The following is a 15097-nucleotide window of genomic DNA, read 5'->3' on the forward strand; positions in this document are numbered from 1 at the left end:
TGGCCCTTCTTTCTATAAAAGTACTACTGCTTGTTGTTCTTTTGGCAGAACCTCGCCAATAATTTTGGCAACAGGGTCCTCTTTTTGAATAGCTGCTAAACAGGCTGCCGCTTCGTCAGCAGCGACACTAATTAACAGTCCGCCAGATGTTTGTGGATCAAACAAAAGTTCTTGCATTTCCATAGAAATTTTTGAATAATCGATTGTCGTTCCGATTGTTTGTCGGTTTCTTTGCCCAGCTGCAGTGACTAAACATTCTGCGGCGTAGGCCAACGCTCCTGTAATGGTTGGTAATGCTTCTGTATCAATCAGTAATGTTACCTGATTATCAGCCATTTCTTTTGCATGAATTAATAGACCAAACCCAGTCACGTCAGTACAAGCATGTACTGCGTAGGATCGAGCATTCGCAGCGGCATATTTATTTAAACGTTCCATCGAATCTTGTGCGATTTTTTGTTCCGTCTGCTTCGCCAATTGCCCCCGAACAGCCGCTTGAATAATTCCTACACCTAATGCTTTAGTTAAAATCAAGACATCCCCCACCTGTGGCGTATTATTATGCCACAAATTTTCTGGATGAACTTCTCCAGTTACCGCTAGACCATACTTGGGTTCATGGTCATAAATCGAATGGCCTCCTGCCAGTAAAGCACCCGCTTCCTTTAATTTTAAACTGCCACCTAAGAGCATTTGTTCCAACCATTCTTTTGACATCTTTTGTGGAAAACAAACAAGATTTAGCGCATAAAGGACTGTTCCGCCCATGGCATAAACATCACTTAAAGCATTAGCGACCGCAATTTTTCCAAATGATAACGGATCATTGACCATTGGTGAAAAAAAATCTACCGTTGAAATCAAAGCTTTTTCAGGCGTTATTTGGTAAACCGCGGCGTCGTCGGCATGTTCAAATCCGACGAGTAGCCGCTCATTTGCCGGTGTTTCGGGTAAGTGTTGCAACAATTGATTCAGTACACGGGATTCAATTTTTGCCCCGCAGCCACCTGATGTACATTGTGATAAAAAATCCATGCTGTCCGCTCCTTCTCAAATTAGTAGTTCTTGTAAAGCGTGAATTGTCCAAGTAATTTCTTCAGGCGTTGTCTGCCAACCAAAGCTAAAACGTAAGGTGCCAGTTGCTAAAGTCCCAGCTGTTTCATGGCCTAATGGTGCACAATGCAAACCTGCGCGCGTCATAATGCCATATTGTTCTGCTAGTTGCTGTGCCACCACTGTTTCTTCCTGATTCCACAGTGTGATAGAAACAACAGGGACAGTTTGTGCCACGTCCTTGGTTCCCAAAATTGTGACAGGTAACCCTGATAAACCATCTAAAAAATTCTGCATTAAGGTTCGTTCGTGCTTTTGAATCGCTGCTAAACCAATTTTATTCAACTCTTTAATAGAACTATTTAAGCTTAAAATACCTAAACTGTTTAACGTACCAGCTTCAAATTTATCTGGTAAAAAAGGGGGTTGATCAAAGGAATTAGAATGGCTACCAGTGCCGCCCGTTATCAGTGGTTTGACCGCTTCAGCCCCTCGCTCACTAAAAGCTAACCCACCAATACCTGCTAATCCATATAAGCTTTTATGTCCAGTAAAGGCTAACACATCAATGGCCATCTGGGTCATTTTTATTGGTAGAAAGCCCGCCGTTTGAGCCGCATCCAAAACGGTTAATAATCCTTTCTGTTGGGCCCATTGAAAACATTCTTCAATGGGTAAAATGGTGCCTAAGACATTCGACGCGTGTGTCATCACCAATGCTTTTGTATTCGTTCGCCAGGCTCGCTGAATATCTTCTACATCTAACAGGCCCGTTTTTTGACAAGCAACATACGTCACTGAAATGCCTCGTTCTTTCTCAAGTAAGTGAAGAGGTCTAGCTACTGCATGATGTTCTAACATGGTCGTAATCACATGATCGCCAGGTTGTAAAATCCCCGCTAATGCAAGATTTAAGGAAGTTGTTGCGTTATTCGTAAACGTAATCTGAGCCGCACTGGGTGCCTGAAAAAAGTCTGCTAACAATTGACGTGTCTCTAAAAGAGGAAGCCCCTCTCTAAGCAAAGGGGCATTTCTTCCGTAATTCATGAACTGATTTTCTGCTAAATAGGCAGTCAAAGCCTCAATGGTTGCTGGAAATTTTTTATAGGAAGTCGCTGCATAATTTAAATAAACCAAGTCCTTCATACGCTTTTCCTCTCTAACTATTGGTTTCTTGAATTAATTTTCTGTACTCTTCTGGCGTATCGATATCTTTTAAACGGCCAGGAGTCGCTATTTTCAACATCTGAACTGCTTCTGGAAAGCGTTCACAAATCATGCGTCCGCCTGTTTCACCAGTCAATGTTAATAGTTCTTGTCGAAATTGATTACCGAATAATACTGGACTACTAGGACAACCATCTTTTTGTAATGGCACTATAATTTTATTTCTCTGACATTTATCTAACACGGGTTGTAGCATTTTAGGTGTTAACAATGGTTGATCACTAGGTAAGTATAAATAGCCAGCTCCCCGAGCTTGTTCAGTTCCTAAACGAATACTGCTACTTTGCCCTTCTTGCCATTGATGATTGAGAATCAACTGAATGTTCTTAGGTAAAGGAAACGCTGGCTGATTCTCAGGCGAAACAACTAAAATCCGTTCCAATACGTCTAATTGGTTCACTAAGGTTAACGTGTGCTCTAAAAATGTTTTTCCTTGATATTTTAAGAACAATTTATTTTGGCCCATTCGTTGTGAATTGCCCGATGCTAGAATAATGACACTAACGAGTGACATGAGTTGTCTCCTTTTATCTTTTTTTCTTTTGATAAGGGGTATTTTCTAAAGGCAGACTTGGTCGGAGCTGACCATCCAAGGCGAAATATGCGCCTGCTAAAGCTGGTGCGGTAGGGATTGTTGCTAACTCACCTACGCCTTTAATTCCATAGGCTAAACCTTCGTGAAGATTGTCAGCATGAACCAAAATTGTTTCGATTGGTGGTACTTGAGTGGCGTTCACTAATCCTAGCGTTGCATATTTTGCTTTAACATAGCCTTCTTCTAAGGCAAATTTTTCAGTTAAAGCATACCCCATGCCCATTGCAATCCCACCTTCAATTTGACCTTCAGCAGCTCGTGGATTCACCACTTGCCCCATATCATACGCAGCCACAAATTTAGCTACTTTTCCTTTGTCATCTAGAATAGCTACTTCAGCAGCATAACCATAACCAGCATGACTAACTGGACTTTTTTTATCATTAATTAATGGATCCGTTTTCGCTGAATATTCCCCATAAAATTCTTCACCTTCCAAATCACTTAAAGCACGTCCCATATCAAGTTCATACCGTAATTGCATTGCCGCTCTTCTAGTTGCTTCTCCTGTGAAGAGTGACTGCCTCGAAGCCGTTGTCGTTCCTGAATTCGGTGTTCTTCTCGTATCAGGGGCTTCCGCAACAATCATTTCTGGTGGTAAATTTAATGTTTCACAGGCAATTTGCGTCGTAACGGTTGCCATCCCTTGACCGATACAAGCAGCACTTGTGCGGACATGTATTTTTCCTTCTTCAACAGAAATAATACAACGCCCTGTATCAGGTAGCCCTACACCCACACCACTATTTTTAAAGAAACTAGAAATTCCAGCAACTTCCGCTTGTTCATAGACGTCTTTAACCGCTAACAAGGCTTCTTTTAACGCCGCATTTTTTGAGACCAATTGTCCATTCGGTAAAGTATCTCCTGGGGCGACGGCATTTTTAAAGCGTATTTCCCATGGTGATAGTCCGACTTTTTCTGCTAACAAGTTTAAATTACTTTCAATTGCAAAAGCCGTTTGGCAAACACCAAATCCACGAAATGCACCTGCTGGCGGATTATTAGTATATACAGCAAACCCTTCCACATCAATCGTTTGATACTTGTAAGGACCTGCCGCATGTGTACAAGCCCGTTGCAATACTGGTCCTCCTAAAGAAGCATAGGCCCCAGTATCCGCATAAATCACTGCTTTCATTGCAGTTAAATTGCCTTCTTCATCACAGCCGGTCGTAAAGTCCATTTCCATGCCATGGCGTTTGGGATGAACCATCAAACTTTCTTCACGGCTTAGCAGTACTTTTACTGGTTTCTTCAATAACCAAGCAGCTAAGGATGCATGATGCTGAACACTCATGTCTTCTTTCCCACCAAAACCGCCACCAACAAGTTTTGATTGAACATGAATTTTTTCCTTATCCAGTCCTAACATCCGAGCCACTTCCCGTTGTTCATCATAGATACTTTGACCCGCACTAAAGAGTAAAATGCCCTCACCTTCAGGCTGTGCAATCGCACACTCGGGTTCCATAAAGGCATGTTCGTTAATTGGTACGGAATAATGTTCTGTCACTACAAACGCAGAATTTGCTAATACTTCCTCTGCGTTGCCACGTACCAAGTGTTCATGAGACAAGATATTGCCCTTTTCATGAATAGCTGGTGCACCTTCTGCTAAAGCAGCTTCGCAAGAAGTAAGCGGTATCATTTCTTCGTAATCAACTTCCACTAAATTTTTTATCTCTGGTAAGGTTTCTTTTCTTTTTGAAACAACGAGTGCCACTGCATCCCCAACGTACCGTGTTATTTCTCCTTCTGGAATCATTACATCCCAATCGGAAATAAATTCTAAATGACCAATTTTATTATTTCCTGGAACGTCTTTAGCTGTGAACACAGCCACACAGTCAGGATGCGCCAATGCTTGGGTACTATCGATTGATAGAACTTTTGCGCGAGGATAGGCACTCCGCAAAGCAGATGCATGAAGCATTCCTTCTATGTCAATGTCATCTACATAAATCCCTGTTCCTAAGGTTTTCTCTACTGCATCGACCCGTTGGAAGTCTTCCCCTAATTTACCATTTGAATGTTCTTCCGGAATGCTCGTTTCTTCACAAAACATTTTAGCAGCTAACTGAATGGCTTCTATTATTTTCACATATCCTGTACAACGACAAATGTTCCCGCGTAAAGCTTTCTGAATGTCTTCTTTTGTGGGTTCGGGTTTCTTGTTCAATAATCCTTGTGCCGAAATAACCATCCCAGGGATGCAATATCCGCACTGAACTGCACCCGTTTTTGCAAACGCATAGGCGTAGACATCTTTTTGCCGTTGGCTTAAACCTTCGATTGTCGTGACTTCTTTACCAGCTAATTTTTCTAAAGTAAACAAACACGCTTTGGAAGCCTTTCCATTTACTAGCACCGTACATGCGCCGCAAGAGCCTTGGTTACAACCATCTTTTGTTCCAGTTAGGCCCAGATTCTCCCGCAAAAAGTCCATTAATTTTTTGTTTGTTTCACAGGTTTCACTTTGACCATTTACAATAATTGAATACATTTCTTGCACCTCGATTTCTGATATAGTTTAGTGTTCAATCACCTAGATTATACCACAAATCTTCTTTCTAAAAATTATTTTTTAGCAAAAAACTTTTTTATTCAACTTAAAGATTCTCATTATTGATAGCGCTGTTGAATTAATTCTCCCGCGATGCTAATCGCTAACTCTTCTGGTGTTTCGGCTGCAATGTCTAAGCCAATTGGCATGAAAATTCTTTCAATTTCATTCATTGTATAACCGACCTCTTTTAACCGTCGAACTTGTGAAGCAATTTTGTGTTTGCTCCCCATCACACCAATATATTTGGCTGGTGTTTCCAATAACTGTTTGGCAACGATGAAATCAAAATTGTGTCCTCTGGTAATCACTATACCATAATCGTCCGCCGTTATTTCAATAAACGCAGCTAAATTTTCTAAAGGAATAACCCGTAGTTCCTCAGCTTGTGGAAAAGCTTGTGCCGTCAAAAATTCTGGACGATCGTCCACTACAACGCAATAAAACGATAAATAGTTTAAAATAGGTACCAATGCGCGTGCGACATGACCACTTCCAAAAATATACACTTTCCCTACTTGGAGGATTGCTTCTGTTAAAAAAATTATGTCCTCTTTTTGCTCACAATGGATACCTTTAGGTAGCAAACTTAATTCCCCCTCCCAAGAAGTGGAACCAATCAATTCGCCTGTTTCACTATAAAAGGATACTTTTCCTAAATTGTTTTGATCTAGTTCAGTCATTAACCAACCTTGTTGATTATTTTGAAAATGCGTTTCTATGGACTCACACAACTCTTTTAAAAATGGCGTTTCCCATGAAAGATAATGGAAAAAAATCGTGACATTTCCGCCACAGACCATACCTAAATCAGCAATATTATTCGGTGCTAAAATAAATTGACGTTGTGCATTTTCTTTCTCAATAAGTAGCTTTTTTGCCACTTGTTCAGCCTGAAATTCAACCGCGCCACCACCAACAGTTCCGGCTATTCTACCTTCGGCGGAAACCAGCATTCTAGCCCCTTGACTTCGTGGTGTAGATCCTGAACTTGTACCAATCGTTAATAACATCGTGTCTTGCTTTTCCAATATTGCCTGTTTCAAACGCTGAAATACTTCTCTCATTTCAGTTCCTCCGATACTACATCCTGTTCTTTAAAGATTTCTTCAAAACATGCCTCTACCTGTTGATACACTTTTTTCTCAAATAAAAGATATTGATCAATCAACTCTTTTCCTTGATCCGTAACAATTGACCCGCCACCATTACAACCGCCAACGCTTTTGATAATTAATGGAAAAGATAGCTCTTCTTCAGCTACCCGCACAATTCGCCATGCCTTATTATAAGACATTTTCATCTCTTTTGCCGCTAAGTTTAGTGAACCAGTTTGCTGAATTTTTTGTAAAACTTCGACAACGCCAGGACCAAAAAAGTTCCGATCTGTTTTTAATTTTAAGTTTAGGGAATACGTAAACATCTTCTCCTCCTTTATTCGTTCATTTTTTTATAGATAACGTAAGGGAAAAAGGATACGAAAGCTTACTCACTTTCGTATCAAAAAAAGCAATCTTCACTCAAGTGCTACGCGCTTTTTTGGTTTTAAAATGACATTTAAAAGGACTGCTACCAAAGTGGTTAAGATAACTTCCGAATTACCGAAAATCGTTGTTACCCAAGTTGGAAAACCAGCTAAGCTTCCAGTAGACAATGTGACACCAATTCCAAATGCTAGAGCTGTTCCGACAACCCCAGTATTTCGAGGAGTCATTTCCTGCGAAGCAATCATCCGAATACCTGTCATAGAAATAGAAGCAAAAACTGAAATCGTTGCGCCACCAATTACTGCGTAAGGAATCGTAGTTAATAACGCAGCTACTTTCGGAACAAAACCAGCAATTAATAATATAACTGAAGCGAAAACCAGAACATACTTATTAATCACTTTTGTTACCGTAACCAGACCAACATTTTGTCCAAAAGTTGCCACTGGGATTGATCCAAATAAACTGCCAATAAAGTTAGTGAAACCACTCCCCATAATTCCGCCAGATAATTCTTCATCCGTTGCATCCCGATCCATTGCCCCAACCGTTGTTGCTGTAAATTGACCGATGGCTTGAACAGCATCAACAATAAACATCACTACAAGCGTAAAGATAGGTACCAGTTGAAAATCCAGTCCAAAATGAAACGGGGTAATTACCTGAACGATTTTAGCATTTTGAACTGGTTCAAAACTAACCATCCCTAAAGCTAAAGAAATCAAATAACCAATAACCATTCCGTTTAAAATTGCGGATAACTTCAAAAATCCTTTTGCAAAATAATTGAAGTAAAAGACAATCGCAAAGGTTAATAATGCAACTAACCAATTCCGGGCTGAACCAAAATCAGCACTACCAGCTCCTCCTGCCATATATTTAATCGCAACTGGAAACAAGGATAGTCCAATGCTTAAAATAACCGTTCCTGTTACTAAAGGCGGAAACAACACACGGATTTTTTTAATGAACAAACCAACAATAATAACAAGAATACTGCCAACTAATTGGGAACCAAAAATTGCTGCAATCCCAAAATCAGCTCCGATGGCCATCAAAATCGGTACATAGGCAAAACTTGCCCCCATCATAACTGGTAACCGTGAACCCACTTTTCCAAAAATAGGGAAAAGTTGAATTAACGTTGCAACTGCTGAAAAAATCAATGATGTTTGAATCAAAATAGTCGTATCACTAGGACTTAATTGGCAAACTTTGGCAATCATGATTCCCGGTGTGACAATCCCTACTACTGCTGCGACAACGTGTTGCAATCCCATCGGAATTGCTTCAGAAATTGATAGTTTCGCATCATATTCAAATAATGCTTGCTCTTTTTTTTCATTCATAGGATCGTTTCCTTCTTCTTTTTATTCTAAAAGGATTGTTCCCCTTAATCAGTAAAGAATGCAATCCTTTTTCCCTCAGAAACATCTTAAAAATTATCCTTTGACAGCAACTGCTTCAATTTCAAATAACCCATCTTTAGGCAACTTGGCTACTTCTACACAAGAACGTGCAGGCAAAACTTCTGAAAAGTAATTCCCATAGATTTCGTTAATTTTGCTAAAATCAGACATATGTTGTAAAAATACCGTTGTTTTCACAACATTATCATAGGTCATTTCGACCTCTTTTAAAATCGAACCTAAATTGATAAACGCTTGTTTTGCTTGTTCTTCCACTGTAGTCTTCATTTCGCCCGATTGCGGATCTAATCCTAGTTGTCCAGAAATGTACAACGTATTTTCAGCTAAGACAGAATGTGAATAAGGTCCTACAGCAGCTGGTGCCTGTGCAGAATTAATCATTTTGTTTGTCATCGTTTTCCTCCATTCTATGATTCTTTATTTTCAATTAAAGTCCCTGTTTTTCCAGATAATCCTTCTTTGGCTTTTTCTAATAACGTAATCAATGTTTTTCGACCTGGCTTAGATTCAGCAAACTTAATCGCTGCTTCAACTTTTGGTAACATTGAACCTGGAGCAAACTGACCTTCTTGCGCATATTGTTTCATTTTTTCTGTTGAAACATTCCCTAAGGCTTCTTGATTTTCTTTACCAAAATTAATACAAACTTTTTCAACTGCTGTTAAAATCACGAGCAGATCAGCATCCACTTGTTCAGCCAGTCGTTCACTACAAAAATCTTTGTCGATGACTGCATTTACACCTTTTAGTCGGTTCCCTTCTTGAATGACTGGGATGCCACCACCGCCGCCAGCAATGACTGTTTGGCCAGCATCAACCAATGTTTGAATCGTGAGAAGTTCGACAATATTTTTTGGTTTAGGAGAAGCGACGACTTGGCGATAACCACGGCCAGCATCTTCCATCACTTGTATATTTTTTTCTTTGACTAATTGTTCTGCTTCTTCTTTTGTCATGAAGCGACCAATTGGTTTCGTTGGTTTTTTGAACGCCGGATCATTTTCATCCACGACCACTTGAGTGACTATGGTGGTGACGGCTTTACTTATATTTCGCTGACGCAACTCTTCTTGTAGCGCATTCTCTAAATCATAGCCAATGTAACTTTGACTCATGGCTACGCACATGGATAACGGAACAACTGGATATTGTGGATTATTAAAGGAAAATTCTTCCATAGCTAATTGAATCATCCCCACTTGAGGACCATTGCCATGAGATAAAATAACTTCATATCCTGCTTCAATCAAATCTGCAATCGCTTTGGAAGTCTGTTTTACAGCAGTCATCTGCTCCGTCAAATTATTTCCTAAAGCATTGCCACCTAAAGCTACTACGACGCGTTTGCCCATTGCTTCACCTCATTTTCTGTTTTATAAAAAGGACGATGCTTTTTCTTTTTCACAACGAGTTTTCGTATTAACTGTCTGTTGTCGTTGCATGAAGTCAACGCACATGACTAAGCGTTCTTGACTCGAGACAATCACACATTCATGAATAGACTTGGGAAGGTCTTATTTGTTCATGTTGAAGAGGCAACTTCTAATGATTCATTGTGTAAAGAAAAAGCATCTGTCTTCATGCCAAATTCATTATTTTACTTCTCTTGGTGTCGCTTTATCCGCTAAGTCTGTTAAGGTTTTTTGCGGATTTTTTACTTTACTTAAGAAAATCATAGCCGCAATAACATACGGTTTGTAGCTAGCTTCTTTGTAAAGTTCGACCCGATAACGATCGAAAACAGAAGCTTCCACTTCACCTTCTTCACAACTTACACCAGTAATATCAGCTGGTAGACAATGCATATACAAAGCTTTGCCGTCTTTCGTTGTTTTCATCAATTCTTCTGTACATTCCCAATCTTTGTGCTTTTTATTTTGAGAAAGTAATTCTTGTTCTAATTGATCAATTCCTGCTTGGTCACCATTGCCATATAATTCAGTTCGCTTTTCCATTGCCGCAAAAGGTGCCCAGCTTTTCGGATAAACAACATCCGCATCTTTGAATGCTTCTGCCATACTATTCGTTTTAGTAAAGTTTCCACCAAATTCTGCCGCATTTTTCTTCGCAACTTCTTCTACTTCTGGCATAATTTCATAACCTTCTGGATGTGCTAAGACGACATCCATTCCTAAACGGGTCATTAGACCAACAATTCCTTGAGGAACAGATAATGGTTTTCCATAAGATGGTGAATACGCCCAAGTCATGGCAACTTTTTTCCCTTTCAGGTTTTCAATGCCACCAAATTCATGAATTAAATGCAACGCATCCGCCATTGCTTGCGTCGGATGGTCAATATCACATTGTAAATTCACTAACGTTGGGCGTTGTTCTAATACCCCATCTTTATATCCTTCTTGGACAGATTCTGATACTTCGTGCATGTAAGCATTGCCTTTACCAATGTACATGTCATCACGAATACCAATGATATCAGCCATAAAAGAAATCATGTTTGCTGTCTCACGAACAGTTTCTCCGTGAGAAATTTGGCTTTTTCCTTCGTCTAAATCTTGAACTTCTAAGCCCAAAAGATTACACGCTGAAGCGAAACTAAAACGTGTTCTTGTAGAGTTGTCGCGGAATAAAGAAATCCCCAAGCCACTATCAAAGATTTTAGTTGAAATATTATTTTCTCTTAAATAGCGTAATGTATCGGCAACTGTAAAAACAGCTTCTAATTCATCTCTTGTTTTTTCCCAAGTTAGGAAAAAGTCATTTTCGTACATTTTTTCAAATTCTAATTTATCTAATTTCTCAATATATTCTTTAAACGTTTCCATTCCATCTGCTCCTTTTTGCTTATCTAATAATCCTTTACTTAACCACAATAGACCGTTGGTAATGCCGCATAAACGGCTGCACAACGAACCAAATCATCTTTCCAAGTTTTTTCATTTGGTGCATGTGCTTGTGCTTCCGCCCCTGGCCCGAAACCAATACAAGGAATGCCATTACGTCCCATAATTGAAACGCCATTTGTTGAGAAGGTCCACTTATCTAACAATGGGCGTTCTTCACGCATTTCCACTGTTTCTACAGAGCCTTTCCGTGTTTCTCCATAGAGATTTTTATGCGTTTCCATCAAGGCTTTTGTTACATCATGATTTTCTGGAATGACCCACGTTGGGAAATAACATTCAATTTCATAAGTTAAATCAGTATAAGAAGGACGATCATAGTTGTACATTGAAACCGTCACATCATCTCCATATTTTTTAACAGCTGGTAAATTGCGAATTTCTTCTAAACAACTTTCCCAAGTTTCTCCAGCAGTCATTCGACGGTCTAGTGAAACGGTACAGCCATCCGCAACAGCACACCGACTTGGTGAAGAATGGAAAATTTGCGAAACAGTCACCGTACCACGTCCTAAGAAACGGGCTTCTTGCCACTCTGGATTGTACTTAGGATCTAACATACGAACTAAACCACGAATCGCTGTGCTTTCTGTATCTCCATTGTTGTTTAAGGCACGAACATCTTGTAAGATATCCGCCATTTTGTAAATGGCATTATCTCCACGTTCTGGTGCTGAGCCATGACACGAAACGCCTTTGACGTCAACTTTAATTTCCATTCGGCCTCGTTGACCACGATAAATCCCACCATCTGTTGGCTCTGTTGAAACAACAAATTCTGGACGGATACCGTCTTCTTTGATAATGTACTGCCAGCATAAGCCGTCACAGTCTTCTTCTTGGACAGTGACTGTTACTAAAGCAGTATATTTTTCTGATAATAGACCTAAATCTTTCATGATTTTAGCGCCATAAATAGCCGAAACAATCCCGCCTTCTTGGTCAGACGTACCGCGACCACCGATCTCAGTTTCTGTTTCATAGCCATCGTAAGGATCAAATTTCCAGTTACTCATTTCACCAATTCCGACAGTATCCATGTGCCCATCAAAAGCAATTAATTTTTCACCAGACCCCATATAACCAAGTAAATTCCCTTGAGGATCAATGTCAATTTTATCGAAACCTAATTTTTCCATTTCGGCTTTTGCTCGCGCAATTTTGTTGCCTTCTTCTGCACTTTCTCCTGGAATTTTGACAAGGTCTCTTAAAAATTTGACCATATCTTCTCTGTAACCTTCTGCTGCTGCATTTACTGCATTAAAATCCATTCCTTTTACCTCCATAAAATTTTTTTATAATTGTCTGGATCAGTGTCCCCTTCGGTAGAAAACATTAAAACGTTTGACGTCTCATCCAGTTGCAATGCCTCACGTAATTCTTGATAGTCGGGATCTTGCATCACTGTAGCTACTAAGCCCATTGCTACTGCCCCAGATTCGCCTGATACAACTTGCGGATCCCCTTTTAATGGTGCGCCCAACATACGCATTCCTTTTTCAGAAACCCAATCTGGTGCTGAAACAAAGAAGGATGTATGATTTTTTAGAATATCAAAAGAAATCGTATTAGGTTCTCCGCATGCTAAGCCAGCCATAATTGTCTGTAAATCACCATCGACAAAGCGAATTTCTCCGTCTTTTTTAATTGCTGATTGATATAAACAGTCAGCCGCCTGTGCCTCAACTACGACCATAACCGGTGGGTTTTCTGGAAAAGCATTAGCAAAATAACCAATCACTGCACCAGCTAAACTGCCGACACCAGCTTGAACAAAAACATGACTAGGTCGTTCAGAGCCAAATTTTCTTAATTGCTGAGAGGCTTCTAACGCCATCGTTCCGTATCCTTGCATAATCCAAGTCGGAATTTTTTCATATCCGTCCCAAGCGGTGTCTTGAACCATGACACCGTTTTCAGTTTCTTCGGCCATTTTATTAGCCATTCGCACACATTCATCGTAATTAACTTCTTCGATTGTGACGGTTGCGCCTTCTTTTTCAATATTTTCTTTTCTCGTCTGTGTTGAACCCTTCGGCATGAGTACAACTGATTTTTGGCCTAATTTATTCGCAGCCCAAGCGACTCCTCGTCCATGGTTGCCATCAGTTGCTGTAAAAAACGTAGCTTGTCCAAAAGCTGATCGTAATTGATCAGAAGTTAATTCATCATATGTTAGTTCCGAAACATCTTTCTTTAATTTTTCGGCAATATAGTTAGCCATGGCAAACGAACCACCTAAGACTTTAAAAGCATTTAAACCAAAGCGATAAGATTCATCTTTAACAAAGAAATCATTTAACCCCAGATACGCGGCCATATGATTCAATTCTGCTAATGGTGTTTCTGAATACTGTGGAAAACTTTTGTGAAAAGCCAAAGCTTTCTCAATTTTTTCTTTAGACATCAGAGGTAAGTACTTATCCTCCGTCTTCGGCATTTCATTTGCTGTCCATTTAATTTTTTCCAAAAATACTTCTCCTCCTTCTATTTTTAAGTTGCTTTACGAAAAACAAATTTTCCTTGATTTGCCAAGATGACTTGCCCAGCTTCAGCAACTTTTTGACCTCTTAAATAAACCATTCGAGCCTGTCCTTGTGTTTCAAATCCTTCATACGGCGTATAATCGACATTTTGTAACTGCGTTCTCGCAGCAATCACGCCGGTTGTTCTAGGATCCCAAACAACTAAATCGGCATCACTGCCTTCTTGCACCACACCTTTTTGTGGATACATCGAGAATTGTTTAGCAATATTTTCAGAAAGCAGAGCAACCATTTTTTCCAAGGTGATTCGGCCCTTCGCCACACCTTCCGTGTAAATTAATTCTGGTCTCGTTTCAACACCTGGCATCCCATTGGGAATTTTACTAAAATCATCTTTGCCAACTGTTTTTTGTCCGTGAAAATTAAAACTACAGTGATCTGTCGATATTGTATTGATTGCCCCCTCTTTAATCCCTTGCCACAAAGCCTGTTGATCCTCTCGTTTGCGTAGTGGCGGTGAGCAGACATATTTTGCTGCTTCAAAATTAGGCGCATCATACAAGTGATCATCTAGTAAAAGATATTGAGGGCAAGTTTCTACATAGACTGATTGTCCTCTTTGACGAGCCCGTTCCACCGCTTCTAATGATCGTTTTGTGCTTAAATGCACAATATTAACCGGCAAATTAGCCATTTCTGCTATCATCAAATATCTTGCTACCGCTTCTGCTTCAACAGCCGCCGGTCTTGATAACGGATGATAGTGCGGGGTTAGCTTTCCTTGAGAAACATATGATTGGATTAATTCATCTACTAAATCACCATTTTCACAATGAACGCCTAACATTCCATTAACTTTTTTTATTTCTTTCATCGCTTCAAAAATTTCCGCATCTGTGGTCCGCAAGTTATCATAAGCCATATACATTTTGAAGGAAGTAATACCTGCAGCAATCATTTCCTGAATTTCAGCAGCTATCGTTGGGTTCCATTCGATCATGGACATATGGTAAGTATAATCACATGAACTCTTGCCTTCAGCCAATTGATTCCAAGTAGCTAAACAGTCTTTCAATGAGCCACCTTTATTAGGTGTAGCCATATCAATAACCGTAGTCGTACCTTTGGCCACCGCCGCTTGGCTGCCAGTAGTAAAGTTATCCGCCGTACTTAACGAACCTTTGCCATTATTTAATTCCAGATGCGTGTGCGCATCAATAAAGCCTGGTAATACATAACACCCCGTAACATCCTCAATCTGAGAATTTTCTACTGGTAAATTTGCCCCCATCTCTACAATTTGCTCGCCGTCAATTCGAATATCCAATTGACGACGATTATATGCAGATACGACGGTTCCACCTTTGAGCAGAATAGACATCTATTTAT

General features: G+C 39.9%; 13 protein-coding genes. All 13 read right to left on the bottom strand.

Annotated features, from left to right (window positions below):
* Positions 1–12: 12 nt before the first annotated feature.
* Positions 13–1035 carry a selenide, water dikinase SelD gene (gene selD, locus IGM13_RS10425; protein ID WP_002362241.1) on the bottom strand — a complete coding sequence of 341 codons (1023 nt, stop codon included), beginning with the start codon at positions 1033–1035 and terminating at the stop codon, positions 13–15.
* Positions 1036–1050: 15 nt separating this feature from the next.
* The gene (gene sclA, locus IGM13_RS10430) at positions 1051–2199 is read right to left on the bottom strand and encodes a selenocysteine lyase SclA (protein ID WP_002419487.1); all 1149 of its coding nucleotides are present in this window, start codon (positions 2197–2199) and stop codon (positions 1051–1053) included.
* A gap of 13 nt (positions 2200–2212) precedes the next feature.
* Entirely contained in the window at positions 2213–2794 is a 582-nt protein-coding gene (mocA, locus tag IGM13_RS10435; RefSeq protein ID WP_002419486.1) for a molybdenum cofactor cytidylyltransferase, read from the bottom strand.
* 13 nt (positions 2795–2807) lie between these two features.
* Positions 2808–5381 carry a selenium-dependent xanthine dehydrogenase gene (xdh, locus tag IGM13_RS10440; protein ID WP_002419485.1) on the bottom strand — a complete coding sequence of 858 codons (2574 nt, stop codon included), beginning with the start codon at positions 5379–5381 and terminating at the stop codon, positions 2808–2810.
* Positions 5382–5500: 119 nt separating this feature from the next.
* Complete coding sequence (locus IGM13_RS10445; protein ID WP_002419484.1) at positions 5501–6508, bottom strand: XdhC family protein; 1008 nt, start codon at positions 6506–6508, stop codon at positions 5501–5503.
* Complete coding sequence (locus IGM13_RS10450; RefSeq protein ID WP_002356595.1) at positions 6505–6864, bottom strand: winged helix-turn-helix domain-containing protein; 360 nt, start codon at positions 6862–6864, stop codon at positions 6505–6507. Before IGM13_RS10450 ends, IGM13_RS10445 begins: the two co-directional genes overlap by 4 nt.
* 93 nt (positions 6865–6957) lie before the next feature.
* Positions 6958–8277 carry a nucleobase:cation symporter-2 family protein gene (locus IGM13_RS10455; RefSeq protein ID WP_002356594.1) on the bottom strand — a complete coding sequence of 440 codons (1320 nt, stop codon included), beginning with the start codon at positions 8275–8277 and terminating at the stop codon, positions 6958–6960.
* Between the two features lie 93 nt (positions 8278–8370).
* A complete protein-coding gene (locus tag IGM13_RS10460; protein ID WP_002419483.1) occupies positions 8371–8751 on the bottom strand; it encodes a RidA family protein in 381 nt (126 codons plus the stop codon).
* 14 nt (positions 8752–8765) lie between these two features.
* Positions 8766–9710 (bottom strand): carbamate kinase, encoded by a 945-nt coding sequence (arcC, locus tag IGM13_RS10465; protein ID WP_002362589.1) that lies wholly within the window; start codon positions 9708–9710, stop codon positions 8766–8768.
* Positions 9711–9950: 240 nt separating this feature from the next.
* The gene (ygeW, locus tag IGM13_RS10470; protein WP_002359643.1) at positions 9951–11144 is read right to left on the bottom strand and encodes a knotted carbamoyltransferase YgeW; all 1194 of its coding nucleotides are present in this window, start codon (positions 11142–11144) and stop codon (positions 9951–9953) included.
* 38 nt (positions 11145–11182) lie between these two features.
* Entirely contained in the window at positions 11183–12508 is a 1326-nt protein-coding gene (locus tag IGM13_RS10475; protein WP_002362247.1) for a YgeY family selenium metabolism-linked hydrolase, read from the bottom strand.
* Positions 12499–13692: a diaminopropionate ammonia-lyase gene (gene dpaL / locus IGM13_RS10480; protein WP_002382663.1), complete on the bottom strand. Its 1194-nt coding sequence runs from the start codon at positions 13690–13692 to the stop codon at positions 12499–12501. The genes IGM13_RS10475 and dpaL overlap by 10 nt, the downstream gene beginning before the upstream one ends.
* A gap of 23 nt (positions 13693–13715) precedes the next feature.
* Positions 13716–15089 carry a dihydropyrimidinase gene (gene hydA, locus IGM13_RS10485; RefSeq protein ID WP_010816683.1) on the bottom strand — a complete coding sequence of 458 codons (1374 nt, stop codon included), beginning with the start codon at positions 15087–15089 and terminating at the stop codon, positions 13716–13718.
* Positions 15090–15097: the final 8 nt, after the last annotated feature.

This window comes from Enterococcus sp. DIV0561, from assembly GCF_050539875.1.
GTDB lineage: Bacteria > Bacillota > Bacilli > Lactobacillales > Enterococcaceae > Enterococcus > Enterococcus faecalis.

What these genes read in the sequence shown, in the direction of transcription:
- selD (WP_002362241.1), bottom strand. Translation starts at nt 1,035, where the DNA reads ATGGATTTTTTATCACAATGTACATCAGGTGGCTGCGGGGCAAAAATT.
- sclA (WP_002419487.1), bottom strand. Translation starts at nt 2,199, where the DNA reads ATGAAGGACTTGGTTTATTTAAATTATGCAGCGACTTCCTATAAAAAA.
- mocA (WP_002419486.1), bottom strand. Translation starts at nt 2,794, where the DNA reads ATGTCACTCGTTAGTGTCATTATTCTAGCATCGGGCAATTCACAACGA.
- xdh (WP_002419485.1), bottom strand. Translation starts at nt 5,381, where the DNA reads ATGTATTCAATTATTGTAAATGGTCAAAGTGAAACCTGTGAAACAAAC.
- IGM13_RS10445 (WP_002419484.1), bottom strand. Translation starts at nt 6,508, where the DNA reads ATGAGAGAAGTATTTCAGCGTTTGAAACAGGCAATATTGGAAAAGCAA.
- IGM13_RS10450 (WP_002356595.1), bottom strand. Translation starts at nt 6,864, where the DNA reads ATGTTTACGTATTCCCTAAACTTAAAATTAAAAACAGATCGGAACTTT.
- IGM13_RS10455 (WP_002356594.1), bottom strand. Translation starts at nt 8,277, where the DNA reads ATGAATGAAAAAAAAGAGCAAGCATTATTTGAATATGATGCGAAACTA.
- IGM13_RS10460 (WP_002419483.1), bottom strand. Translation starts at nt 8,751, where the DNA reads ATGACAAACAAAATGATTAATTCTGCACAGGCACCAGCTGCTGTAGGA.
- arcC (WP_002362589.1), bottom strand. Translation starts at nt 9,710, where the DNA reads ATGGGCAAACGCGTCGTAGTAGCTTTAGGTGGCAATGCTTTAGGAAAT.
- ygeW (WP_002359643.1), bottom strand. Translation starts at nt 11,144, where the DNA reads ATGGAAACGTTTAAAGAATATATTGAGAAATTAGATAAATTAGAATTT.
- IGM13_RS10475 (WP_002362247.1), bottom strand. Translation starts at nt 12,508, where the DNA reads ATGGAGGTAAAAGGAATGGATTTTAATGCAGTAAATGCAGCAGCAGAA.
- hydA (WP_010816683.1), bottom strand. Translation starts at nt 15,089, where the DNA reads ATGTCTATTCTGCTCAAAGGTGGAACCGTCGTATCTGCATATAATCGT.